Genomic DNA, 25,171 nt, shown 5'->3' on the forward strand with positions numbered 1-25,171 from the left:
GTGTCCTGGGCCATCGGCGCGCGCGTCTCTTTCCGCTACACTAGGCGCCGATTTCCTGTTGGCGCGACATGACCGCGCCCTTTCCGTCGCGACAGAATGTCGAGGTGAGTCTTGGTCGATCCCCTTTATGCCTGGTGGGCCCAACAGCTGGTGCTGTGTGATTGGGCCTTCGAGCCCGAACCCGTCAAGGTTGAGGCCGATGTGGCGGCCTCGCGGCTGAAGGCGCTGGGTGTCACCGAGCGCGGCGAGCTCGGCTGGCGACTGATCGAGGCATTCGGTATCGATAGCCCCGATCCGGCGGGGCTGCTGGCCGCGCTCGAGCTCATCGCCCTGGCCGGCTCTGCCGGCTGGCTGCCCGAGTCGCGCGTGCGCGACTGGGCCCTGCGACTGGCTGACGAGATCACCAGCCAGTACGCCAGCCTGGATGACTGGCACGAGGCGTTGCGCCATGCCAAGCGAGCCGAGGGCTGGGTGCGTGGTGACGATACCTTTGCGGAAGCCTGTGACGCACTGGCGGTTCTTGAGCACGACGGTGAGGGCATTACCTGGGACAGAATTACCGAATGGGTCATGGGGCGGTGCAAGAACCTGGCATTGTGGCCCGACGCTCCGGCGGAGCAAGCCTGGCGGCTGCGGGCTGCCTTCGCCCCGGTGCTGGCCGCGCCGGCGGGTGTGGCCGACTGGCCCGAGGCGAAGGTGTGGTTGCTGGAGTACTGGCAGCTCGAGAGTCGTGAGGAACTGCTGCAGAGCCTGCTGTGGCTGGCGGGTCAGGGACACCGCCAGGGGTGGGACCTGGATGCCTCGCGCCTGCTGGATTCGGATGCTACCGTGCGCCAGGACTGGATCGAGGGGCTGGCCGCCAGTGAGCGTGGCTATGGCAAGCTCATGCTGACGCTGGTGGAGCAAGGCGAGCCGCTGGAGTGGGCCGCCTGGGACTGGCTGCGACTGGTCGACCTGGCCTGGGCCGGGGCCTGTGTGGGCTGGCTCGACGAGACGGAGGCGCGGGATTTCGCCACCCATGGCGCCGACCTGGTCCAGCGCCGCTACAGCGACTGGTCGGCGGTGGCACGCGCCTATCAGCGAGGCCGCAGCCTGTTCGAGGGGCGAAACCGCCTCATGGACATGCGGGCCGACTGGGAGCTGCTGCTGCAGTCCCCGGTCAGCCCCTGGCGCGTGGCGCTGCAGGAGCTGCTGGTCGAGGAGGTGCGGGAGGCGTCGCGCCATGCCATGAAGGCCTGGCGGCGCTCTCCCCGCCACTGGGTGCTGGCGCTGGCCTCCGTGCGTGAGCCCGAGCTGGGAACCCGGCAAGGGCCGCCCGTGGCGGTCACAGCGGAGCGGCGTAATGATGCACTGCGTTACCTCGATGAGACGCTGGGGCTGCATCCCGATGAAGGGGTGGAAGCGCTTTCCCGCTATTGGCTGCCCGCCCAGGCGCATCACCTCAACCAGTTGGCGGCCGACGCGGCCCATGAGGCCTTGCCGCGCACGTCGACGCCTTTTGGTCGGCCCGAGGCCGTCGACCTGGCGACCCTGGTGAGTCTTCGGCAGGGAAGTCGCCATGCGGCCACCATCCACATGGCCGAGAAATACGCGTTCTACCTGCAGATGGCCATGGATAGCGAGAGTTTCGAGCCTGGCGCCCTGGAGGCACTCGCCGAAGCACTGCGTGGCACCCTGTGCCGCTTCTATCCCGATATCCGGCGTTTGCTCGAAGCCTGGGCGCAGTGGGAAGCCTTGCTGCCAGAGGGCGAACACCCCCCGCTTGTGGCCGAAATCCGCTGGCACCTGGACGATCCCGGCAGCCCATTCCACTGGTTGGACTGGCGCAGCTCTCAATGGCAGGAGCCGGGGCCGCGGCCGACACTTTCCCGATTCACCGCCATGTCGCTAGTCGGCCCGCTTAATAGTGCGGCCTGGAGTGAACCCCATGTGGAGAGCACACGGGAAGCTGTGTCGATCCGTGAATGGATCGACGGCCATTACGGCCTGCATGGCGAGTCGGAGCTGACCGAGTTTCTCGATTTCCTGCTCGAGGCGGGGGATCGGCAGGAGTACCAGATCAACTACGCGCCCTATACCCTCAACGAGCAGCGGCTTGCGTCCGAGATCGCCATGCTCGAATCCGGCGAGTGCAACGAGGAGGATCGCACCCACCTGCTGCGGCTGCAGCGGGTGCGTGACAATGAGGATGGCTGCAACGAGCTGGACATGACCGCCTGGGATCTGGCCCAGGTGGTGGATCTGGCCATTGCCGGACGCCAGCTGGGCTGGCTGGATGCGGCCGCCTTCAGCGTTATCCTGGATCGCGCCCATGGCTTGGCCGCCGCGCACTACAGCGGTTGGGAAGCCTATGCCCAGGGACTCTATGCGGGGTTCTCCTTCTTCATGGGCGAGACCCCGGAGCGCGAGGCCTTCCTGGCCGGCTTTCGCCAGGCGCTGGTGGCCTGGCTCTCGGGCGCGCCGCCGCTCGCCGGGCCTTGGGCGAGCCTGGATTTCCCCGGGGCCCGGCCGCGCCACTGGGCACCCCTGCATATCGATACATTACCGGGTGATGGCAGAACATTACATTAGGGGCTCGCCATGTCAGGGTGATGTGGCTTATAGTCGGAAAGTTTGTTGAAACGGCTCCTTATACAGGCGCCTATATCATGATCATAGCCAGCCGCCTCATAGGCCGCTCTGGCAGTGGTACAGGCAATGCAGCAAGATGCCGGCGCACCACTACCACAGCGATTCCTTCGGGTCTTTCAGGTAGAGCTCATGCTCGACCCGGGGAGGCGTGCGGCTCAGGGAACGAGGACGTTGCCAAGATGGTAGCCACGAGATCGAGTCGTATCCTGATGCTCGGTGTGTCGCTGGCCCTGCTGGCCGGTTGCGCTAGTAGCGCGAAGCAGTCGCAAGGCGAGGCTGACGACTACTTCGCCCGCAACCTGCCGGGCATGCCAGCATCCTGGAACCCCATGATGTCCCCGGTGGACAACCCCATCCTGCAGGCCCGAAGCCTTCACAACCCCCCGCCGGAGCTGGTGCGCCAGGCGCTGCTTGCCCAGCACGAGCGCTGGGCCGGGACGCCCTATCGACTGGGCGGTACCGGCGAGCGGGGTATCGACTGCTCAGCCCTGGTGCAGAACGTCTTCAGTGAAACCTTCCGCCTTGACCTGCCGCGCTCCACCGGCGAACAGGTGCACGAAGGCTCCCCGGTATCACGCGGGGAGCTTCAGGTCGGCGACCTGGTCTTCTTCCGGCCTCCGGGTCCCTACGATCATGTGGGCATCTACGTGGGCGACGGCTACTTCCTGCATGCCTCCACCTCTCAGGGCGTGATGCTCTCCGAACTCGACAATGTCTATTGGCAGCGCTATTTCTGGCAAGCTCGGCGAACCCTGGAGCCCACTACGTTGGCACGGCGTGTTGCTTCGGCGGGCGAAGGGTAGGTTGGGCGAGCCTTAAGGGGCCGGCGCAGGCAACTTCGTATAACGCCTAAAGCGAGTGTCGGTTAGCCTCGATGAACTCCACGAAGGCGCTTTCCGCTCGGGAAAGATAGGCTCCTTCGGCCCAGGCCAGAGACAGGTCGAGCCAGGCCGGTGGGTCGAAGGAGACCGCCGCCAGTTCGGGTTCGTCGATCACCCGGCGCAGGAAGGTAGTAATGCCGAAGCCCTGGCGCACGATCGCCTTGGTCAGCGGAATCAGGTTCGACTGGAAGGCGATGTTGGCCGTGTGGCCGGTCTGCTGTGACAGGGCATCGACGAATTCGCGATGAAAGTAGCCATCCTGGAACAGCACCAGCGGCTCGGCAAAGAACTCCTCCGGGCTCACCCCCTGTCTGCCGGCGAAGGGGTGAGTCTGCGGCACGCAGATTACCATCTCCTCACGTACCAGCGGACGCCGCTCCATACCCCGGCTCTGCTCATCGTCGATCACCACCCCGAGATCCAGCTCCCCCGTGGCGATCATGTTCTGCAGTCGTCTGGCGCCGGCCTCCACCACGGTCAGGCGGATTCCCGGATGGCGCGACTTGAAGCCCATCAGCAGCGGCGGAAAGTAGTAGGAGCCGAGCATCGAAGGGATGCCGATGCGGACCTCGCCTTTCACCAGGCCGTGCAGCTCGCGCATGGCGAGATGGGCGGCATCGGCGCGATCCAACAGTTCGCGGGCATGGTCATGCAGGGCGTGCCCCTCGGGAGTCAGGCTGATGCGTCGCTCATGCCGATGAAACAGGGTCAGGTCCAGGTGGCGCTCCAGGTTGGCGATGGTCTGGCTGATCGCCGACTGGGCCACGTGGAGCTCTCGGGCCGCGGCGCTGAATCCGCCCCGGTCGGCGACGGTGAGGAAAACGCGCAGTGCACGCAGGTCGAAGGGGAGTGACATGGCAGTCTCCTGAGATGGGCAGGCATAAGCAAATAAGATGGAAGTCATCTTTTTATGCTGTTTGCCTTATTATAGGCCGCAAGCGATCATGCCCGACAAGCCATCGCTGCAGGACATCGCATGATCACCGCACGTACCCCCGCCTGGTGGCGCGCCACCCTTGCGCTCTGCCTAGGCTCCTTCCTCGTCTTCGTCAATCTCTATGCCCCACAGCCGCTGCTGCCGGAGCTGCGCGTGGCCTATGGCGTCTCCACGCTGGGCATCAGCCTGATCATGTCGATCTCGACACTGGCCCTGGCGGGGGCGCTGCTGGTCTTTGGCCCGCTGTCGGACGCCATCGGTCGCGATACCATCATGCGGGTAACGCTGCTGCTCACGGGTCTCTGTTCGCTGGCACTGGCCTTTGCGCCCAATTTCGAGAGCCTGCTGGTACTGCGGGCGCTACAGGGTTTCCTGCTCGGTGGGCTACCAGCGGTGGCCATTGCCTGGATGGGGGACGAGTTCGACCGCCCCGCGCTGCTTTCGGCGGTGGGGCTCTATATCGGTGCCAACAGCCTGGGGGGCATCAGCGGTCGCCTGATCGGCGGCGGGGCGGGAGAGTTGGGCGGTGCCAGCGCGGGCTTTCTGTCCGTGGGCCTGCTCACCCTGGTCGGCGTCGCCCTGTTCTGGAAACTGCTGCCGAGAGCGCGGGCGTTCACCCCCCGGCGCTTCGAGTTGCGCGGTGCGCTGACAGACATTGCGGCACATCTGCGCCACCCGCTGCTGTTGGCGGCCTATCTGCTCGGTGGCATCAACTTTCTTATCTTCATCAACCAGTACAGCTACATCACGTTTCGCCTGGCCGATGAGCCGTTCGGCCTGGGCGCCCGTTTACTGGGCATGATCTTCCTGACCTACCTGGGTGGCACCCTGAGCTCCATGCTGTCGGGGCGGCTGGCCGGCCACCTGGGTCAGCCGTTGTGCATGGTGCTGGGTATCCTGATCCTGCTGGGGGGAACGCTGGTCACCCTGTCGGCGTCGCTGCCCTGGATCATCGTCGGGCTGACGATCAATGCCGTGGGCTTCTTTCTGGCCCACTCCATGGCTTCGAGCTGGGTTAGCCGCCATGCCCAGAAGGCTCGGGGAAGCGCTTCTGCCCTCTACTTGGTCTTCTATTACGTGGGTGCCAGCCTGGGTAGCGCCTGGCTGGAGCCCTTCTGGCAATACGCGGGCTGGCCTGGCGTGGTGCTGGGTTCCTGGCTGCTGCTCGGCGTGACCCTTGGCATCGCCGTCTGGCTATGGCGCCGAGAGCGTGCGGCACAACCCATCGGCGTCGCCGGCTGAGCCTGCTGCGGACTCTCCTGCTTAACATTAGCCGGCTCAGGGCTGGTTCAAGTCAGGCCGCCGGCTTCAGCGCCCCAGACCTCTTCCAGGCGTCGCTCACGGCCGCAGGCGGCCTTGTAGTACTGGTAGCGCACCGGGTTCTTGCGATAGTAATCCTGGTGGTACTCCTCGGCCGGATAGAATGCCTCGAAGGCCGTGATCTCGGTGGCGATGTCGCGCTCGAACCGTTCGGCCAGCTCATCGCGGGTGGCTTCGGCCCGCTCGCGCTCCTCCTCGCTGCCATGGAAGATGGCACTGCGGTAGGCTTCCCCTTGGTCGCAGAACTGTCGGTCCACCGCAAAGGGGTCGATGTTGCGCCAGAAGACATGCAGCAGGGTCGCGTAGTCGACCTGGTCGGGCTCATACTCCACCTTCACCACCTCGATGTGGCCGGTGCCGCCGCCAACCACCTGATCGTAGCTGGGGTTTTCCACATGACCGCCGCTGAAGCCCGAGGTGGTCGCAACGACGCCCTCAACCTTGTCGAAGGCTTCCTCGACGCACCAGAAGCAGCCACCGCCGAATACGGCCGTGGCGGTTGTCTCGGCGTCATCGCCCAGGGCGGGGCTTGCCAGCGGCAGCAGCGCAGACAGCAGCCAGGGGAACCGCAGAGGCGTTTTCATAAGGTGCACTCGCTGTTGCAGGGGAATGTCAGCCTTAGAGGGTGCGCTAACGCTCGGGGTTCCGTCTACAGCGAGATAACCGGATCGGTGCGTTAGCGAAAGAGTCGTGTAAGGATAGCGGACGGAGGCCGACGCAAGAGGACCGTACGACTCGATACGACGACTCGATGAATCAAGGGAGTGGAGCAGGTGGCAAAGCGACGTCTGATACTGGTGGCATTGATCGTCCTGGCGGTAGGGGCTTTTTTTCTCAGCGGGGCAGCTGACTTCCTGTCCCTGGAGAACCTCAAGGCCGAACAGGCCCGCTTCCATGAGTGGCTGGCCGATGAACCTGTCACCGTCATTGGGGGCTTCTTCGTGCTCTATGTGGTGATGGCAGGACTATCGTTGCCTGGCGCCACCCTGCTGACGGTGCTCGGCGGGGCGCTTTTCGGCCTCGGCTGGGGCCTGCTGATCATCTCCTTCGCCAGCACCATCGGCGCTACCCTGGCGGCGGCGATCGCTCGGACCTTGGCCCGCGGGCCGCTGGAAAAACGCTTTGCCCCGCAGCTCGAACGCATCAATGCCGGCATTCGACGCGAGGGGGCCTTCTATCTGTTCACGCTGCGCCTGATCCCGCTGTTTCCCTTCTTTGTCATCAACCTGGTGATGGGGCTGACGCGGATGCGGCTGTGGACCTTCTACTGGGTCAGTCAGCTGGGCATGTTGCCGGGTACGGCGGTATTCGTGAATGCCGGCCGGGAGCTGGGCAACCTGGAGAGCCTCTCGGGCATCCTGTCGCCGGGCCTGATTGGCTCCTTCGTACTCATCGGCCTCTTTCCCTGGCTGGCGCGGGGGGTGGTGGCCGTCGCCAAGCGTCGCCGGCTGGCGAGCCGCTACGACCGTCCGGCGCGCTTCGATCATGACATCGTGGTCATCGGCGGCGGCTCGGCGGGCCTGGTGGCAAGCTATATCGCAGCGGCGGTCAAGGCGAGGGTCGTGCTGGTGGAGCGCGACAGGCTTGGCGGCGACTGCCTGAATACCGGCTGTGTGCCCTCCAAGGCGTTGATCCGCGCGGCGCGCGTCGTCAGCGAGCTACGTAGTGCGGGACGCTACGGCATTCACGCTGAAGCGCCACGGGTGGATTTCACGCAGGTGATGGGGCATGTCCATCATGCCATTCGCGAGGTGGAGCCCCACGATAGCCGTGAGCGCTACGAGGGGCTGGGGGTCGAGGTGATTGCCGGCGAGGCCTGCCTGCTGGATCCATGGCGGGTCCAGGTTACGGGCGAGGAAGGGGAGCGGGTACTCACTACCCGCCATGTGATCATTGCCAGCGGGGCGCGTCCACGGGTCCCCGACCTCCCAGGACTTGGCGATATCGAGGTGCTGACCTCGGACAACCTGTGGCAACTCGAGACCCTGCCTTGCCGTCTCGTCGTGCTGGGGGGTGGGCCCATCGGCTGTGAGCTGGGACAGAGCTTCGCCCGGCTGGGCAGCCAGGTGAGCCTGGTTGAGATGGGCAGCCAGTTGCTGCCGAGAGAAGACGTCGACACCGCTGCGGCGCTGCGTCAGCGGCTCGAGGCCGAAGGCCTGTCACTGTGGCTCGACACCCGGGCCGTCCGGGTGGAGGCGGGTGCAGGCCAGCAGGGGGGCCACGTGCTGGTGGTCGAGCGCGAGAGCTCGACAGGCGAGACGTTGACCGAGCGACTCGATTTCGACGAGCTCCTGGTGGCGGTGGGGCGAGCGGCCAATGTGGCGGGGATGGGCCTGGAGGCATTGGGGGTGGAAACCCGTAACGATGGCACCCTGGCAGTGGATGAAAGCCTGCAAAGCGTGCTGCCCAATGTCTGGGCCTGCGGCGACGTGGCAGGCCCCTTCCAGTTGACCCATGCCAGCGCGCATCAGGCCTGGCACGCCACGGTCAATGCCCTGTTCGGTGAGTTCAAGCGCTTCCGGGTCAGCTACCGGGCGCTGCCGGCCGTCACCTATACCGATCCGGAAGTGGCCCGGGTGGGGCTCAGCGAGAAGGAGGCGAGGGCGCAGGGCACCGAGTTCGAGGTGACGCGCTATGAGCTCTCCGAACTGGATCGGGCCATTACCGAAGGGTTGACGGAAGGTTTCGTCAAGGTGCTCACGGTGCCGGGCAAGGATCGTATCCTGGGGGCCACCGTGGTGGGGCATGGCGCCGGTGAACTGCTGTCGGAGTTCACCCTGGCGATGACCCATGGCATCGGGCTCAACAAACTGCTGGGAACGGTGCATCCCTATCCCACCTGGTCGGAGGCGGCCAAGGCCACCGCAGGCGTGTGGAAGAATACTCACAAGCCGGAACGGGTCCTGGGCTGGCTCGAGCGTTATTTCGCCTGGCGACGTGGGGGGGCGGAAAAGTCGATAGCGCCAGTGGTGCCAACGGGGCTAAAGCAGTCCGAGGGCAAAACTCGGGACATGAGGAGCTGAGATGCTGGATCGCTGGACCATGCCACTGACCCAGGGCCCCTTGAATCGCCTGGCCGCCGGGCTGGCGAGATACCGGATTCGTCCCGATCACGTCACCCTATGGGCCTTTCTTATCGGTATGCTGTCGTTGCCGCTGCTGATTCTGGAGTGGTATCTGCCGGCGCTGGTGGTCATATTGCTCAATCGCCTGGGCGATGGGCTGGACGGCGCCCTTGCGCGGTTGATGGGACAGGAAAGCGATGCCGGTGGGTTTCTCGATATCGGCCTCGACTTCGTCTTCTACGCTGCCGTGGTACTGGGATTTGCCCTGGCCGACCCGCAGGCTAACGCCCTGGCGGCGGCGTTTCTGCTGTTTGCCTTTATCGGCACTGGAACCTCCTTCCTGGCCTTCGCCATCATGGCAACTCGCCACGGACTGGAGCGGCCAAGGTTCCAGCAGAAGGCCTTCTACTATCTGCATGGTCTGACCGAAGGCACCGAGACGGTTCTTGCCTTCGTCCTCTTCTGCCTCTTTCCGGCTCACTTTGCGCTGCTGGCGACGCTCTTTGCCGTGGCGTGCCTGGTGACGACCGCCACGCGGCTGTGGGGCGGCTATCGTACTCTGGCGGCGCTCGACCAATCACCCGTGCGGGAATGACGAAGGGGCAGCCATCTGGCTGCCCCTTCGATATCAGCAAACGCTGGCGGCTTGGCTCAGTGCTCGACGCCACCTTCGCCATGCACGTGTCCGTGCTCGATCTCTTCCTGGCTCGCTTCGCGGACGTCGGCGATCTCGACATCGAAGTTCAGCTTCTGGCCGGCCAGCGGATGGTTGCCATCGACGGTGACGGTGTCGCCTTCGATCTTGGTCACGGTGACCATCAGCGGGCCGCCCTGGGTCTGAGCCTGAAACTGCATGCCCGGCTCCACGGCCTCGACACCCTGGAAGGCATCACGCGGCACTTCCTGGACCAGCTGCGGTTGCACTTCGCCATAGCCTTCTTCCGGGGCGACAGTGACATTGAGCTTCTCGCCGCTCTCGCGACCCTCGAGCCCCTTCTCCAGGCCGGGGATGATGTTGCCGGCACCATGGAGGTAAGTCAGCGGCTCGCGTCCTTCCGAGCTGTCCAGCACCTCACCGGCGTCATTGGTCAGGGTATAGTGGAACGCGACAACTGAGTTTTGCGCAATCTGCATTGATTAACCTTTCGATGAGAGCATGTAGAGACCATGGTAACGCGCCATCTCGAGGCTGTCAGGGGGGCGGGGTAATTTTCAGGATCTTACTCTCGATCCTGAACGCCATTCACGCCTTTTGGCGTGGTTGCGTACCCGAGACTGCGAGGCTACCCTAGCGGGATTCCTTTATTCAGACCCTACACCAACCTTCCGTGGAGCACGTCCCATGACCGAAATCGTGATCTGGCTGATCGCCTTTGTCCTCATCCTGTTCTTCAGTATCAAGCAGTGGGATGCTTCCGTCAGTGCTGGCCTGAACAAGGTGCTGCCCCGACTGATCAAGAGCAATGACGATAACTGCTGGGTATGGAGCGTGGCGCTTGCCGTCCTGGGGGCCACCACCCTGGTACGCCCGGTCGACATGCTGTTGACCGTGATCGTGATCGCGATCCTGGCGCTGATCGCCAAGAAAGTGGCCGGCTGGGCAATGGACAGGGCCAACTTTCACTGAGTCGTGCCGATTGACAGCATACCGAAAGACAGAAGGCCCGCGGCAAATGCCGCGGGCCTTCTGTCTTTCGGGAGCCGATGCGGACATCGGCCCCAGAGCCTGGCCTCGCTCAGTAGGGCGCCACGCTGAGGTTGGCGCCGCTGCCGATCATGCGAACGCGCTGGCCGGTCTGGAACTGGCGATCCGCTTTTTGCACCACGACGATATTCTGACCATCGTCACGGCGGATTTCCATCTCCCAGGCGCGGACCCGGTTGGCGGATTCCTCGACCGCGGTACCGGCCATGGCACCGCCGATCGCGCCGGCAACCGTGGCTAGCTGTCGGCCTGAGCCGCCACCGACCTGATTGCCGAGCATGCCACCGACCACGGCACCGCCACCGGTACCGATGGCGCCGCCCAGACGGCTGTCAGCCTGAATCTGCACCTGGCGCAGGGCAGTGATGGTGCCGAAGGTCACGTTCTGGCTGGTCTGTGCCTGGTTGCCCCGGTAGACATCGCTGCCCATCGTAGAGGTGTTGGCACAGCCGGCCAGGGTCAACATGCCAATGGCCAGTACGGGAAGAAGACGCTTCATGAAAAACCTCCTGGGGGGGGCAGCACGGTGCGGGCTTTCCTGCCCGTTGTCGATACCGCCTTGTTATGGAAACGCTGTTTGCTAACTAGCTTAACCAGTCATTGTCCATTTGACCAGCATGAGCCGTTCTAGTGCATTGTAGTGTAGAGAGGAAGGAGTCAAACAATGTGCAAGTTTGCCTGAAGAAACACTGTACAAATGCCTGCGCGAGCGAATCGCTGCGTTGCGCGGTGCTCGGAATCCTCACATATACCCCATATGCTCCGGCTCCTGTGCTCCGTGCGCCTTGCGCTTCATCTCGCTCGCCGATTTGTTCAGCGTTTCTTTAGGTGTCATCAAGGGTAGTCGTCATGAAGATGGCTGGCACCCACAAAAAAGGGAGGCGCGAGGCCTCCCAAGGGTTCCAGTCGTTCTACTGCAAAGGGTGATCAGCCGAACTGATTCATGGTGTTGTCCTTTCCACCGGCCTTGAGTGCCGCCTCGCCGTGGAAGAACTCCTTGTGGTCGTCGCCGATGTTGGAGCCAGCCATGTCCTGGTGCTTGACGGTGGCGATGCCCTCGCGGATCTCGCGGCGCTGAACGCCCGCCACGTAGGCCAGCATGCCCTCGTCGCCGAAGTAGCCCTTGGCCAGGGTGTCGGTGGACAGGGCCGCTGTGTGGTAGGTCGGCAGGGTGATCAGGTGATGGAAGATACCGGCTTCCCGCGCGGCGTCGCGCTGGAAGTTGCGGGTCCACTCGTCGGCCAGCTTGCCAAGCTCGGTGTCGTCGTACTCAGCGCTCATCAGGCCGGCACGGTCATAGGCGGACAGGTCCTTGCCTTCCTTCTCCCAGGCATCGAACACCTGCTGGCGGAAGTTCAGGGTCCAGTTGAAGGAGGGCGAGTTGTTGTAGACCAGCTTGGCATCCGGCACTTCCGCACGAATACGGTTGACCATGGCGGCGATCTGGCCAACGTGGGGCTTCTCGGTCTCGATCCACAGCAGGTCGGCACCGTTCTGCAGGCTGGTGATGCAGTCGAGTACCACGCGGTCTTCGCCGGTGCCCGGCTTGAACTGGAACAGGCCGGAGGCCAGGCGCTTGACCTTGACCAGCTTGCCGTCCTGCTTGATGACCACGTCGCCATTGTTGATGTCGGAGGCGCTTTCGATCTCGTCGCCGTCCAGGAAGCTGTTGTACTGGTCGCCCAGGTCGCCCGGCTCGTTGGTGACTGCGATCTTCTGGGTCAGGCCGGCGCCCAGGGAATCGGTGCGAGCGACGATGACCCCGTCCTCGACGCCGAGCTCCAGGAAGGCATAGCGCACGGCGTTGATCTTGGCCAGGAAGTCTTCATGGGGCACGGTGACCTTGCCGTCCTGGTGACCGCACTGCTTCTCGTCGGAAACCTGGTTCTCGATCTGGATGCAGCAGGCACCGGCTTCGATCATCTGCTTGGCCAGCAGGTAGGTCGCCTCGGCGTTGCCGAAACCGGCGTCGATGTCGGCGATGATCGGCACCACATGGGTCTCATGGTTGTCGATCTTGGCGATCAGCTCGTCGGCGCGGGTATTGTCGCCGGCCTTCTGGGCTTCTTCCAGGTCGCGGAACAGGTGGTTCAGCTCCCAGGCATCGGCCTGACGCAGGAAAGTGTAGAGCTCTTCGATCAGGCCTGACACGGTGGTCTTCTCGTGCATGGACTGGTCGGGCAGCGGACCGAACTCGCTGCGCAGGGCGGCGACCATCCAGCCGGAGAGGTAGAGGTAGCGGCGCTTGGTGGTGCCAAAATGCTTCTTGATGGAGATCAGCTTCTGCTGGCCGATGAAGCCGTGCCAGCAGCCCAGGGACTGGGTGTACTGGGCGGTGTCGGCATCATAGGCGGCCATGTCCTCGCGCATGATCTTGGCGGTGTAGCGGGCGATGTCCAGGCCCGTCTTGAAACGGTTCTGGGCACGCATACGGGCAACATTCTCGGGGCTGATGCTCGCCCACTTGCCTTGCTGGGCTTCGCGCAGTTGAGCCAGAGCCTTGATGTCGTCTTTATAGGACATGGGTACCATCCTTCCGATCAGAGGTGTAGTGATCGGCCTCGACTGCCGTGTGAGGCGTATCGCTGCCTTGTCGATCGCTCGCTTGCGGCATCTCGCCGGGGGAAGCCGGGTCATGCTGCAACTGCGAAGTGATATCAGGTTCTACCAGGCGAGCAAAGAAGTCTCTACGGCCTTGGTCGAACCGGTCACGAAATGAAAACGTCTGCTGGGCTAGCCGTGATCCGGCGATCACCGAACGCTCGTTTTAATTTCGTCCTGGTACCACTATGCGCCCTGATACGGGGCTATCGCAATTGACACTTGGGGGGAGGGAGGGTTGTAACTCGACTACAAGAGCAGCAGGGAGGGAGGTATTCCTGTAGTCGAATTCCGCTTCCGAGGCTGGCCGGTTTGCACCACTCAGCGCAGCGCCAGGCGCATGTTGCGGTGCGGAATGCCGGCATCCATGAACTCATCGCCGTAGGCGGTAAAGCCGAGACGCTCGTAGAAATCGAGAGCGTGGGTCTGGGCGGCAAGTTCTACCTGATCATGGCCCAGGTGGCGAGCCGCCTCGATGGTGGCTTCCATCAGTGCCGCGCCGATACCGAGCCCGCGCGCCTCGCTCAGCACGGCGACACGGCCGATATGCCCGTCGGGCAGCAGCCTCGCGGTGCCCAACGGAATGTCTTGGCGCAGGGCGACGAAGTGGCGGCAGTCGCCATCACGACCGTCCCACTCCTCTTCCAGCGGCACCTGCTGCTCCTCGATGAACACCACGCGGCGTATCTCGGAGGCGACCTCACCCAACTGATCCCAGTCGCCATCCAGTATCTGGATATCGGCCATTCTAGCTTTCCTCCTCGTATTCCTCGGCCCAGCCGAGGCTGCCGGCATCGAGCAGGGCGACGAGCAGGGCGGTTGCGCCTTCCTGCTGAAGAATGTCGGCATCAAGGAGCGTTCCGTGGGCCAGGGCTTGCGCCAGGGGCAGGGGGCAGTCGATGCCGTCGCCATCGACAAAGAGCGTCGCCCGGTCCACGTCCATCGGTCGCCAGGCAAAGCGTGAGCCTGGGCTGCGGACCAGCGCCTCGCCATCTTGTAGTGCAGCAACAAGCTCCTCGACCTCGGTGGGTTCCTCGTTGGGCACGAGCTGGTCGACGTACTTCGGTTGCGTCATGACACGGCCAAACCACTGGGCCAACTGAGCCGGGTCGTCAAGGGTGGATAGAATCAGGGCTCGCATGCGGGTAACGGCGGCATCGTCGAGCTCCGTGGGGTCGGCGGGTGGGGTCATTCCGCCATCGGTATAGCGCACTGAGGCAGGCAGCTGCTCGCCCAGATAGTCGGCAAAGGAGGTGATCGCCTCGTCCGCCGAGGGCGCGCGGAAGCCCACCGAATAGGTCATGCAGTCGTCGGATTCGCTGACCCCATGATGGGCCCAGCTCGGGGGCAGATACAGCATGTCGCCGGGCTCCAGCACCCAATCGGCGCCGGCGTCCACCGAGAAGCGCTCGAGAATGCGCAGGTCGATGCCGTCGAGGATGGGGGCGTCGTCGGCGACCTTGCCGCCCAGCTGCCAGCGACGCTGCCCGCTGCCCTGGAGCAGGAAGACATCGTACTGGTCCACATGGGGACCAACGCTACCGCCCGGCGGGGCATAGCTGACCATGATGTCGTCGAGGCGCCAGTGCGGCAGGAAATCGAAGTGCTCGAGCAGTTCGGCCACTTCGGGTACAACGTGGTCCACCGCCTGCACCAGCAGCGTCCAGTCATGCTCGGGCAGCCGCGAGAAGGCGGCCTCGTCGAAGGGGCCGTGGCTCACTTGCCAGGGGCCATCGGGGCCGTGTTCCTCCACCAGGCGAGCCTCGATACCCTCCTCGCAGGCAAGCCCGGCAAGCTCGTCGGGATCCAGCGGGCTCACGAAATCGGGAAAGGCGCCGCGGATCAACAGCGGCCTGCGCTGCCAGTAGTCGCGCAGGAACTCGGCGGCGGTAAGGCCGCCCAGCAGCGTTCGGGGCATATCACTCGGCATGGTGTTTTCCTCGAGAAAGCTCATCGGTTGGCGCCGGGTACCCACAGCACGTCACCCGCCCCGTTATCGTTGGCCTTGCGTGAGGCGACGAACAACAGGTCGGAAAGTCGGTTCATGTAGCGCAGCACCTCGGGGTTCACCGGCTGGTCGACCATCAGTTGCGTGACCAGGCGCTCGGCTCGCCGGGCGATGGTGCGGGCCATATGGAGGTGGGCGGCCAGTGGCGTCCCCCCGGGCAGGATGAACGAGCGCAGGCTGGCGAGATCGGCGTTCATGGCGTCGATCTGGCGCTCCAGGAATTCCACCTGGGTTGCCGTGACCCTCAGGGGCGGGTACTTCGGGTCTTCCTGCTCCGGCGTGCAGAGGTCGGCACCCACGTCGAAGAGGTCATTCTGCACGGTGGCCAGCACCTGCTGCAGTTCGCCTTCGGCATGCAGCTGTGCCAGGCCAATGGTGGCATTGGTCTCGTCCACGGTGCCGAAGGCCTCCACGCGACGGTCGTGCTTGGCCACGCGGCTGCCGTCGCCGAGCCCGGTGTCGCCCTTGTCCCCGGTACGGGTGTAGATCCTGTTGAGTTTTACCACCACTCGCCTCCGCTGAAATGTTGCAACTGCCTCAGAGCCTTCTGGCCTGTGCCTCGGCGTTACCGATGTAGGTGCCCGGCGTCAGTGCCTTGAGCTCGCTCTTGACCTCGCCCGGAAGCTCCAGCGTATCGATGAAGGCGGCAAAGCCGGCCTGGTCGATACGCTTGCCGCGAGTCAGCTCCTTGAGCTTCTCGTAGGGCTTCTCGATGCCGTAGCGGCGCATCACCGTCTGGATCGGTTCGGCGAGCACCTCCCAACTGGCATCGAGATCCTCGGCCAGGCGTGCCGGGTTGGCCTCGAGCTTGGAGATGCCCTTGAGTGCCGCCTGGTAGGCGATCAGACCATAGGCCAGGCCCACGCCAAGGTTGCGCAGCACCGTGGAGTCAGTGAGGTCGCGCTGCCAGCGCGAGATCGGCAGCTTCTGCGCCAGGTGGCCGAGCACCGCGTTGGCCAGGCCCAGGTTGCCCTCGGAGTTCTCGAAGTCGATGGGGTTGACCTTGTGGGGCATGGTCGAGGAGCCGATCTCGCCCTCGACGGTGCGCTGCTTGAAGTAGCCCAGCGAGATGTAGCCCCAGACGTCGCGGTCGAAGTCGATCAGGATGGTGTTGAAGCGGCACACGGCATCGAACAGCTCGGCGATGTAGTCGTGGGGCTCGATCTGGGTGGTGTAGGGGTTGAAGGTCAGCCCCAGACCTTCGACGAAGGTGCGGGCGTTGGCCTCCCAGTCCACCTCCGGGTAGGTGGCCAGGTGGGCATTGTAGTTGCCCACCGCGCCGTTGATCTTGCCCAGGATCTCGACGCTCTCGATCTGCTTTAGCTGGCGGCGCAGGCGGTAGGTGACGTTGGCCATCTCCTTGCCCAGGGTCGTCGGGCTTGCCGTCTGGCCGTGAGTGCGCGAGAGCATCGGCTGGGCGGCCTGCTCGTGCGCGAGGCGTGCCACCTCGTCGGCCACCTGGTGCATCACCGGCAGCAGGCTCTTCAGGCCATCGGTGAGCATTACGCCGTAGGAGAGGTTGTTGATGTCTTCGCTGGTGCAGGCAAAATGCACGAACTCGGTGACGGCATGCAATTCCGCCTGGCCCTCGATCTTCTCCTTGAGGAAGTACTCCACCGCCTTGACGTCGTGATTGGTGGTGCGCTCGATGGTCTTGATGCGCTCGGCATCCTCGAGGGAGAAGTTGCGCAGCAGGGCGTCGAGAAAGCCAGTGGCCTCGGCGGAGAGCGGCGGTACCTCGGTGATGCCGGGTTGCTCGGCCAGGCGCTGGAGCCAGCGGACCTCGACGATGACCCGGGCGCGGATCAGACCGAATTCGCTGAAGTGCTCGCGCAGCGCCTCGGCCTTGCTGCCGTAACGGCCATCGACGGGTGAGAGGGCGGTGAGTGCGGAGAGGGGCAGGGGTGCGGCTTGCATGGTCGGGTTCCCGGTACGGTGGTAAAGGGTAAAGTTAGGGCGGGGCCATCAGCCCAGCTGATCCAGGGTTTTCTTCAGGGCGCCACGCTGGAAGACCAGCTTCCAGCGTCGCCCGCCCTGCTGGTGCCAGAGCAGGGCGAAACGGATGCCGGCAAGCAGGATGGCGCGCACACGCTCGGGCATCATGCGGCTCTGCAGGAGGGAGGGGTCGCCCTGCACCACGATGCGGGTCTTCAGCGTCGATAGCGTTTCCTGATAGGCCTCGCCGAGACTGGCGATGACATTCTCGTGGGTAGCGCCGAAATGCTCGGCCTGGCCCTGGATGCGGGTCAGGTTCTGCCCCAGTCCCGCCATCATGTCGTCATCCTGGCGCAGCTTGTTCATCAGCAGCAGTAGCGTGAAACCGTAGCGCAGCACCACCGGATTGGACTGTTTGCGTCCCACTACCGCTTCCAGCACATCGAGGCCGCGCCGCAGGTTGTTGGGGTGGCCGCCATAGATGGCTTCGAAGCTGTCGGGGTTGGTATCCAGCGTGGCGCGAATCAGGGTTTCCCAGGCGCGCGGTTCGACCTGGCCGGTGCGTGCCAGTTCGTCGACCAGGCTGGCGGATTGGAACACGCCGGCCAGTGCCAGGGCCTGGCGGGCAGTGGGCGAATCCGGGCTTCGGTGGATCGGGGTTGCAGTCATGCGGCTGGCTCCGTGGATTTCCAGGTGGCGCGGATCACTCCGCCGCCGAGGCAGATATCGCCGTCGTAGAGCACCAGCGACTGTCCCGGGGTCACGGCACGCTGCGGGTCGTCGAAGTGCACTTCCACGCCGCCGTCGGCGAGGGTCTGCATCCTGCAGGGCACGTCGGCCTGCCGGTAGCGGGTCTTGGCAGTGTAGCGGCCTTCTCTTGCCGGGGGCTCGCCGGCCACCCAGTCCATCGCTTCGGTCGCCAGGCTGTCGCTGTACAGCAGGGGGTGGTGCTTGCCCTGAACGGCGACCAGCACGTTGCGGTCAAGATCCTTGGCGGCCACGTACCAGGGCTCCTCCGGGTAGTCCGCGAGCCCGCCGATACCCAGACCCTGGCGTTGCCCGAGGGTGTAGTACATGAGGCCCATGTGTTCGCCGATGACGTCGCCCTCCGGGGTCTCTATCACTCCCGGCTGGGCCGGCAGGTACTGCTGCAGGAAGTCGCGGAAGCGACGCTCACCGATAAAGCAGATCCCCGTCGAATCCTTTTTACGAGCCGTGGCCAGGCCGTGGCGCTCGGCAACGGTGCGCACCTCGGGTTTTTCCAACTCGCCCACCGGGAACAGGGTGCGGGCGATGGCGGCCTCGGGCACGGCATGCAGGAAGTAGCTCTGGTCCTTGTTGACGTCAATGCCCTTGAGCAGGCGCGGGCGGCCTTCCCGCATCCCCTGGCGAACATAGTGGCCGGTGGCGATCTTCTCGGCACCGAGCATCTCGGCGTACTCGAGGAACACCTTGAACTTGATTTCCCGGTTGCACAGGATATCCGGATTGGGGGTGCGCCCGGCCTTGTACTCGGCCAGGAAGTGCTCGAACACGTTGTCCCAGTACTCGGCGGCAAAGTTGGCGGTATGCAGCCGGATGCCGAGCTTTTCGCAGACGGCTTCGGCGTCCGCCAGGTCGGCCTTGGCGGTGCAGTATTCGGTGCCGTCGTCCTCGTCCCAGTTCTTCATGAACAGGCCTTCGACCTGATAGCCCTGCTCGAGCAGCAGCAGGGCGGAAACGGAAGAGTCGACGCCGCCGGACATGCCGACGATCACCTTGCCTGAGGTGGCGGTCATGGGCGCTCTCGGATTGAGTGGGTCGCAAATGGGCCGGGATTATACCCTACATTCACTGGGGGCTTCATCCTGTCGCGGTGACGGCGCCTGCGTGGAACAGCGGTATTTCACGTTTATTGACCGGCCGGCCAGTTAGCAGTAGATTGCCAACATGACTAGACAAGCGACGACACGAGACCCCGAACAGACCCGGCTGCGCATCATGGAGGCGGCGACGGACCTGTTCGTGGAACAGGGTTTCTCCAGCGTGACCATGAGCCAGCTGGCGAGTGCCGCTGGGGTGACGAAGAGTCTTATCCACCACCATTTCGGTAGCAAGGAGAAGCTCTGGGAAGCGGTCAAGGAGCACGCCTTCGCGCAGTACTTCAGCGCCCAGATGGCGATGCTCGAGGAGGCCGGGGAGCCCGATGCCGAGCTGTTGCGCGCTTCCGTGGAAGCCTATTTTCACTACCTGAAGGCCAACCCGAAGGCCGTCCGGCTCTTCGCCTGGACCCACCTTGAGGGGGACACCAGCTGTGGCGACATGGATGCGCAGTTGATGGGGGCCGGGGCCGAATGGGTGAGACAGGCCCAGCAGCGCGGCCTGCTGCGAGCCGACGTCAACCCGACCCACGTCGTGGCGATCTTCGTCATGACCTGCACCCAGTGGTTCGAGGCCAAGTGTCATCATCAGCACTGGCCGGGCATGGGCAACGACGAGGCCTTCCTGGAAGATTTCCTGAAGATCTTCATGGCCGGGGCCGCGCCTCGGGATTGAGTTTTTTTCTGTCAATAATTGACTGGTCGGCCAGTTTGTTTGGCCGGTTCGTTGAAGAGGAAACAGCAAGATGTCACAGGGGAAAAGGGGGGTGCCAGCCCCTGGGGTGCTGGGACTGGTGCTGGGGGTGCTGGGAATCCTGCTGCTGCTGACGGGGTGCGACTCGGCGCCGGCGGCCAAGGGAGAAGCCAGTGCAGCGCTCGACCCCCGGGCTGCCGTGCGTGTCACCCAGGTGCGGAACGGCTCCGCCGAAGAGAGCCTGCGTTTCCCCGGTGTGGTGCAGGCAAGGGAGCGGGTGTCGCCGTCTTTCCTGCATGGCGGTGTGCTCAGCGAGCGCCTGGTGGAGCGTGGCCAGCGCGTCGAGAAGGGCGAGCCCCTGGCGCGACTGCATAACCCCGCCCTTGAGCCTGCCCTGGCCGGAGCCGAGGGGCGGGTGAAGGAGCTTGACGCTCATCTCGCCAGGCTGGAGAGGGACGTCGAGCGGGCGCGGGTGCTGCGCGACCGGAACCTGGTCGCCGAGGAGGAGCTGGATCGGCTGGTGTCGGAACGGGAGGCCACCGTCCAGGCCCGGGAGCAGGCGATGGCCTCCCGTGCCGATGCCGCAGCCCAGGTCGAGGAGATGACGCTGCGGGCGACGTTCGCCGCCGACGTGGCCGACCTGCTCATCGAGCCGGGTGACTTCGTGGCCGCCGGCGAGCCGGTGCTGGCGCTTTCCGGTATCGATGGCGTGGAAGTGTCGATTCGCGTCCCGGTGACGCTCGGCGCCCGGCTGACTGCGGGGATGACGGCTCGGGTGTCGCCGACGCTGCAGGAAGGCCGGTTTCAGGGAAGGATCAGTAGTGTGGGGAGAGCCGGTTCGGCACTGGTGCCGGTGGTGATTGAACTGGAACCGGATTCGCGCCTGGCCCCTGGGGAGTCGGTGCAGGTATACCTTTCCGTTCCCACGGAGCCATCGCTGCAGGTACCGCTTTCGGCGGTGCAGGACCCCGGCGGGCACGCGCCCTATGTCCTTGCCCTCACTGATGACGAGAGCGTGCGGCGGGTGGCGGTGGCGCCGGGACGGCTGGAAAACGACTGGGTGACGATCTCGGCCCCACTCTCTCTCGGCGACCGGGTGGTCACTGCTGGTCAGGGGCGTCTCCAACCAGGCGATAGCGTGCGGGTGCTGCCATGAAGTGGCTGCACGCGACGCTGCACGTCAAGCGCCTGGTGCTGACCGTGACGGCATTGCTGGCGCTGATCGGACTGACCGCCTGGCTGGCCATGGATCGTCAGGAGGACCCCTTTTTTCCCTATCGCTTCGGCCAGGTGCTGGTGCCCTATCCCGGGGCCGAGCCGGAGCAGGTCGAACGCCTGGTGCTCAACACCCTGGAAGAGGAGCTGGCCCAGGTCGAGGAGGTCAATGAGCTCATCGGCACGGCGCGGCTGGGGGTGGCGCATGTCACCATCGAGATGCACGAGCATGTCTATGACACCGACGCCGCCTGGGAGCAGATCCGCATTGCGGTGAATCGAGCGTCGCGGAAGTTTCCCGACGGGGTGGGTGACGCCGAGATCAGCGACCGGGACTCCGACGCCCACGGCATCGTGCTGTCGGTAACCGGCTCCGATGACCTGCTGGAACTGCGCGAGGCGGCCGAGCGGCTGCGGCGGGACCTGTTCCGTCTCAAGGGGATTGCGCGCATCGACCTGCTCGCTGATCCCGGACAGCAGGTCGTTGTCAGTTGGGACGATGCGCAAGCGGCGCTGACCGGGCTCGATGCCCAGGCGCTGGGCGATCAGTTGGCTGCCCGCAACCTGACCTCCGCGGGAGGTAGCCTCTCCAACGGCGGGCGCTCGGTGGTGCTCGACCCGGTGACGGAGTTTGGCAGCCTCGATGAACTGGCCGCGACCCCGATTCGCACGCGGCGTGGGGACACCTTGCCGCTGGGTGAGCTGGCCGACGTTCGCCTGTCGCCACGGGAGCCCGCCACCGAGCGCATCTGGCATGACGGCGAGCCGGCCGTGGCGCTGGGCATCATCCTGGCCAACGAGCGGGTCAATGCCGTTCGCTTCGGCGATTCCCTGCGTACTCTTCTCGATGAAGTGCGCCCCGCCTATGCGCCGCTGCAGATCCAGGAGATGTTCTATCAGCCACGCTGGGTCGAGCAGCGGTTGGCCGAACTCGGCGTCTCGCTGTTGCTGGGCATTTCCATACTCGGCGTACTGCTATTCCTTACCATGGGCCTGAGGCTGGGACTCGCGGTGATGCTGATTGTGCCGCTGGTGACTTTCTCGGCGCTGGCCATCTATGCCATGGGGGGCGGCATCCTTCACCAGATCGCCGTGGCCGGCATGGTGATCGCGCTGGGCATGCTGGTGGACAATGCCATCGTCATGGTGGAGAGCCTGCAGTGGCATCGCGATCAGGGGCTCCCGGCGACGGAGGCCGTGTCGCGTTCGGTGCGGGAGCTCGCCGCGCCGCTGCTGGCGGCGACCGGCACCACCCTGGCCGCCTTCGTGCCGCTATTGCTGTCCAGTGGTAATACTGCCGACTTCACCCGGGCGATTCCGGTGATGGTGATGCTGACCCTGGTGGTCAGCTATCTTTACGCGATCTTCGTCACCCCCGTCTTTGCCGCCGCCATTCTCAAGCCTGGCGCCGGTTCGCAGCGACGCAGCCTGACAGGCGTCGGCCGGCGGATCGGTCGGTTTGCCGTTCGCTGGCCCGCTGGCATACTCGCGGGTGCCGTGGCGCTGCTGGTGGGGGCGGCAGCCATGGTGCCACTGCTCAACCACGACTTCTTTCCCGACACCGATCGCAATCAGCTGGTCATCGACCTGCACTTCGTCGAGGGTACGCACCTCGATTACACCGCCCATGAGGCGAGTGTGCTGGCCGCCGACCTGCGTGAGCGGCCTGCGGTGACTGGCGTGCATCTCTTTGCCGGCTTCAGCGGTCCGCGATTCTATTACAACCTGGTCGAACAGCCCCGGCAGGCGCATCTGGCGCGGCTGGTCGTCGAGGCGGAGCATGCCGACGACTTGGCTCCACTGATGTCGTGGGTGCGGTCCGTTAGCCCTGAGCGCCTGCCCGAGGCCGCCGTGGTGGCACGCCGCCTGGGGCAGGGGCCGCCCGTCACGGCCCCCGTCGAGATTCGTGTCTACGCCGAGGAGCGGAGCCGGCTCGCCGAGGGCGCCGAACGCATCCTGGCGCTGGTCCGCGGTACAGAGGGCGCTCGCGATGCGCGACATACCCTGGGTGAAGGGCTGCCTACGCTGCGCTTGGACGTGGACGATGCCCGTGCCGGCGAGTTTGGCCTGTCGCGACGCGAGGTCGCCCTGGCGGTGGCGGGTGCCAGCCGTGGCATCGAGGTGAGCACCTGGCGCGCCGAGCGCGAACCCGCGCCGCTGCTGATTCGTTCGCCGGAGGGCGAGCGTTTCCCGCTATCCGCTCTCGAAGGAGTGCGCCTGGCCGCTGGCAACGGCGAATCGGTACCGCTTGGTGAGGTCGCCTCGCTGCGTACCACATGGCAGCCGGCAGTGATCCAGCATCGTGGCCTGCGACGCATGACCACCGTGCTGGCCGAGGTGGCGGATGGCCAGACCTACGCTGGCGTGCTGGACGGGCTGCTGCCGCGGCTGACGGAACTCGAGCTGCCAGAGGGGGTGAGCTATGTGGTGGGTGGGGCGGCCGAGTCGGCTGGGGACGCCAATACGGCGCTGTTCCAGACCCTGCCGTTCGGTATCCTGTTGCTGATCGTCTTCCTGCTGGCCCAGTTCAACTCCTTTCGCCAACTTGGCATCGTCTTGACCACGGTGCCGCTGGCGGCCATCGGCGTAATTCCCGGCCTGTGGCTGACCGGCCAGCCGTTCGGCTTCACCGCCATGCTGGGCGTCGTCGCCCTGGTAGGCATCGTGGTCAACAATGCCATCGTGCTTATCGACGTGATGAATACCAATCGCAGTCAGGGCATGCCCCTGGACGATGCGGTTGTCGGAGCGGTTGCTCGACGTACCCGACCGGTGCTGCTCACCACCGCCACCACCGTCGCGGGCCTGGTGCCCCTGACCCTGACCCAGTCGACGCTGTGGCCGCCGATGGCCTGGGCGATCATCTCGGGGCTCGTCGCTTCGACCCTGCTGACGCTGCTGGTGATCCCGGCGCTCTATCGGCTTCTCATGAAGTGGTAAGCAGCAACTACCGGCCTTGTTGGAGCGCTCGGTTCGGCGCCCCGACTTTGCGTCGCGACTGGCGCCGTCAGGCGCCCTGGTGGAGGCCGCTGACGTTGGCGGTGATCGTTGTCATGGGCAACGCCGCCGGGAGGCTTTCAGCCTCCTGTCGCGATCTGAAGATGCTCCTACAGCGCGGAAGCCGCCTACCTTGTTGGAGCGCTCGGTTCGGCGCCCCGACTTTGCGTCGCGACTGGCGCCGTCAGGTGGCCGGGCGAAGGATGCTCTAGTTAGCGCTGGCTCAGCGCTCGTGGATGACATCCATGGGATAAAAGCGGCTGGCCAGGGCGTCGCGTATGCGACGCAGCACCAGCGGGCTTCTTAGCCGGCCCTGTCGATCCAGCGCTTCGATCTCCTCCAGGGTGAGCCAGTGCACGGCAATGACAGCCGGATCCAGGTCATTGCCCAGGTGGGCCAAGGCCATGCCGAAGAAGCCATGGCTGTGAAAGGTCTGGCCGCCGGGGGCTTCGTAGATATAAAGCCCGAGGTAGTCGGTGATGCCGACCTGCCAGGCACTCTCCTCGCGCAGTTCGCGCAGGGCGGCTTCGCGGATCCGCTCGCCGGGCTCGAGATGGCCGGCGGGCTGGTTGAAGAGCGTCTTTCCGCCATCCGGAGCTTCTTCGACCATCAGGAAGCAGCCAGCGCGCTCCACCACGGTGGCCACGGTGACATGCGGTTGCCAGCGGCTCATCGGTGACCTCCTTTGCGGCGCGGTGAGCGCCGTGATGCGGTGCGTGGGGCGTGCAGGACCTCCCGACGCCACTCTCCCGGCGCCAGGCCGTCGAGCAGCCATGGGCCGATGGCGACGCGCACCAGCCGCAGGGTGGGGTGGCCGACATGGGCCGTCATGCGCCGCACCTGGCGGTTGCGTCCTTCGCTGATGGTCAGTTCCAGCCAGCTGGTCACCGGGTGGCGCTTCGGGTCCAGCGGCGGTGTGCGTGGCGGCAGCCCACTCTCCTCGAGCCGTCGCACCCTGGCCGGTCGCGTCATGCCATCCTTCAATCTTACCCCATGGCACAGCGCCTGCAGGGCACTATCACTCGGGCGGCCTTCCACCTGTACCCGATAGGTCTTGGGTTGCTTGTGGCGAGGGTCGCTGATGCGGTGTATCAGCGCACCGTCATCGGTCAGCAGTAGCAGGCCTTCGGAGTCGTAGTCGAGCCGGCCGGCGGCATAGACCCCCGGCACGTCGAGCACGTCGGCGAGGGTGGCGCGCCGCTCATCATCTCCCGCCCCGCCACCCTCGGTCGGGCGGTCGGTGAACTGGGAAAGCATGCGGTAGGGCTTGTGCAGCAGATAGAGAAAGCTCATTCGACCAAGGTCTTGCTACCATAGATTGTC

22 protein-coding genes are annotated in these 25,171 nt (G+C 64.9%); 9 read left to right on the plus strand and 13 right to left on the minus strand.

From position 1 onward, the window contains the following. Positions 1–111: 111 nt before the first annotated feature. Complete coding sequence (locus DU505_RS09290; protein ID WP_114478713.1) at positions 112–2,571, plus strand: DUF1266 domain-containing protein; 2,460 nt, start codon at positions 112–114, stop codon at positions 2,569–2,571. Between the two features lie 239 nt (positions 2,572–2,810). After that, positions 2,811–3,434: a C40 family peptidase gene (locus tag DU505_RS09295; protein WP_114478714.1), complete on the plus strand. Its 624-nt coding sequence runs from the start codon at positions 2,811–2,813 to the stop codon at positions 3,432–3,434. 46 nt (positions 3,435–3,480) lie between these two features. On the opposite strand, the gene DU505_RS09300 is transcribed toward DU505_RS09295, so the two are convergent. Further along, positions 3,481–4,368, minus strand: coding sequence for a LysR family transcriptional regulator (locus DU505_RS09300; RefSeq protein WP_114478715.1), 888 nt, complete (start codon positions 4,366–4,368; stop codon positions 3,481–3,483). Between the two features lie 120 nt (positions 4,369–4,488). Here DU505_RS09300 and DU505_RS09305 point away from each other — a divergent pair, with 120 nt between their 5' ends. Next, a complete protein-coding gene (locus DU505_RS09305) occupies positions 4,489–5,691 on the plus strand; it encodes an MFS transporter (protein WP_114478716.1) in 1,203 nt (400 codons plus the stop codon). 47 nt (positions 5,692–5,738) lie between these two features. Here the strand turns inward: DU505_RS09305 and msrA are convergent, their stop codons facing one another. Further along, entirely contained in the window at positions 5,739–6,353 is a 615-nt protein-coding gene (gene msrA / locus DU505_RS09310; protein WP_114478717.1) for a peptide-methionine (S)-S-oxide reductase MsrA, read from the minus strand. A gap of 189 nt (positions 6,354–6,542) precedes the next feature. Between msrA and DU505_RS09315 the strand changes: the two genes are divergently transcribed. Next, complete coding sequence (locus tag DU505_RS09315) at positions 6,543–8,792, plus strand: FAD-dependent oxidoreductase (protein ID WP_114478820.1); 2,250 nt, start codon at positions 6,543–6,545, stop codon at positions 8,790–8,792. 1 nt (position 8,793) lies between these two features. Beyond that, positions 8,794–9,429, plus strand: coding sequence for a CDP-alcohol phosphatidyltransferase family protein (locus DU505_RS09320; protein ID WP_114478718.1), 636 nt, complete (start codon positions 8,794–8,796; stop codon positions 9,427–9,429). A 56-nt stretch (positions 9,430–9,485) separates the two neighbouring features. On the opposite strand, the gene DU505_RS09325 is transcribed toward DU505_RS09320, so the two are convergent. After that, positions 9,486–9,968 (minus strand): FKBP-type peptidyl-prolyl cis-trans isomerase, encoded by a 483-nt coding sequence (locus DU505_RS09325; protein WP_066450276.1) that lies wholly within the window; start codon positions 9,966–9,968, stop codon positions 9,486–9,488. Between the two features lie 208 nt (positions 9,969–10,176). Between DU505_RS09325 and DU505_RS09330 the strand changes: the two genes are divergently transcribed. Further along, the gene (locus DU505_RS09330) at positions 10,177–10,461 is read left to right on the plus strand and encodes a hypothetical protein (RefSeq protein ID WP_114478719.1); all 285 of its coding nucleotides are present in this window, start codon (positions 10,177–10,179) and stop codon (positions 10,459–10,461) included. 109 nt (positions 10,462–10,570) lie between these two features. On the opposite strand, the gene DU505_RS09335 is transcribed toward DU505_RS09330, so the two are convergent. From DU505_RS09335 to mnmA, 8 genes are all read right to left on the minus strand, one after another. Further along, complete coding sequence (locus DU505_RS09335) at positions 10,571–11,038, minus strand: outer membrane lipoprotein (RefSeq protein WP_114478720.1); 468 nt, start codon at positions 11,036–11,038, stop codon at positions 10,571–10,573. A 428-nt stretch (positions 11,039–11,466) separates the two neighbouring features. Next, entirely contained in the window at positions 11,467–13,062 is a 1,596-nt protein-coding gene (locus DU505_RS09340) for an isocitrate lyase (protein WP_114478721.1), read from the minus strand. Positions 13,063–13,461: 399 nt separating this feature from the next. Next, positions 13,462–13,887: a GNAT family N-acetyltransferase gene (locus tag DU505_RS09350; protein ID WP_114478723.1), complete on the minus strand. Its 426-nt coding sequence runs from the start codon at positions 13,885–13,887 to the stop codon at positions 13,462–13,464. A gap of 1 nt (position 13,888) precedes the next feature. After that, complete coding sequence (locus DU505_RS09355) at positions 13,889–15,070, minus strand: cupin domain-containing protein (RefSeq protein ID WP_114478724.1); 1,182 nt, start codon at positions 15,068–15,070, stop codon at positions 13,889–13,891. Positions 15,071–15,090: 20 nt separating this feature from the next. Next, positions 15,091–15,654, minus strand: a complete 564-nt coding sequence (locus DU505_RS09360) for a cob(I)yrinic acid a,c-diamide adenosyltransferase (RefSeq protein ID WP_114478725.1) — start codon at positions 15,652–15,654, stop codon at positions 15,091–15,093. Between the two features lie 31 nt (positions 15,655–15,685). Further along, complete coding sequence (purB, locus tag DU505_RS09365) at positions 15,686–17,050, minus strand: adenylosuccinate lyase (protein ID WP_114478821.1); 1,365 nt, start codon at positions 17,048–17,050, stop codon at positions 15,686–15,688. Positions 17,051–17,113: 63 nt separating this feature from the next. Continuing rightward, positions 17,114–17,752 (minus strand): high frequency lysogenization protein HflD, encoded by a 639-nt coding sequence (hflD, locus tag DU505_RS09370; protein ID WP_114478726.1) that lies wholly within the window; start codon positions 17,750–17,752, stop codon positions 17,114–17,116. Next, on the minus strand, positions 17,749–18,861 hold the full coding sequence (gene mnmA, locus DU505_RS09375; RefSeq protein WP_114478727.1) for a tRNA 2-thiouridine(34) synthase MnmA: 1,113 nt from the start codon (positions 18,859–18,861) through the stop codon (positions 17,749–17,751). Before mnmA ends, hflD begins: the two co-directional genes overlap by 4 nt. A gap of 151 nt (positions 18,862–19,012) precedes the next feature. Between mnmA and DU505_RS09380 the strand changes: the two genes are divergently transcribed. The 3 genes from DU505_RS09380 (at position 19,013) to DU505_RS09390 (ending at position 23,791) form a co-directional block, all read left to right on the plus strand. Continuing rightward, the gene (locus tag DU505_RS09380) at positions 19,013–19,618 is read left to right on the plus strand and encodes a TetR/AcrR family transcriptional regulator (RefSeq protein ID WP_114478728.1); all 606 of its coding nucleotides are present in this window, start codon (positions 19,013–19,015) and stop codon (positions 19,616–19,618) included. Between the two features lie 70 nt (positions 19,619–19,688). Further along, on the plus strand, positions 19,689–20,792 hold the full coding sequence (locus DU505_RS09385; protein WP_114478729.1) for an efflux RND transporter periplasmic adaptor subunit: 1,104 nt from the start codon (positions 19,689–19,691) through the stop codon (positions 20,790–20,792). Continuing rightward, on the plus strand, positions 20,789–23,791 hold the full coding sequence (locus tag DU505_RS09390; protein ID WP_114478730.1) for an efflux RND transporter permease subunit: 3,003 nt from the start codon (positions 20,789–20,791) through the stop codon (positions 23,789–23,791). The genes DU505_RS09385 and DU505_RS09390 overlap by 4 nt, the downstream gene beginning before the upstream one ends. Positions 23,792–24,071: 280 nt before the next feature. On the opposite strand, the gene DU505_RS09395 is transcribed toward DU505_RS09390, so the two are convergent. Both DU505_RS09395 and DU505_RS09400 read right to left on the minus strand, forming a co-directional pair. After that, positions 24,072–24,521, minus strand: coding sequence for an NUDIX domain-containing protein (locus tag DU505_RS09395; RefSeq protein WP_114478731.1), 450 nt, complete (start codon positions 24,519–24,521; stop codon positions 24,072–24,074). Next, entirely contained in the window at positions 24,518–25,141 is a 624-nt protein-coding gene (locus DU505_RS09400; RefSeq protein ID WP_114478732.1) for a pseudouridine synthase, read from the minus strand. The genes DU505_RS09395 and DU505_RS09400 overlap by 4 nt, the downstream gene beginning before the upstream one ends. Positions 25,142–25,171 lie beyond the last annotated feature (30 nt).

The sequence above is a fragment of the Billgrantia montanilacus genome, from assembly GCF_003336675.1.
In the GTDB taxonomy this organism is placed as follows: domain Bacteria; phylum Pseudomonadota; class Gammaproteobacteria; order Pseudomonadales; family Halomonadaceae; genus Halomonas; species Halomonas montanilacus.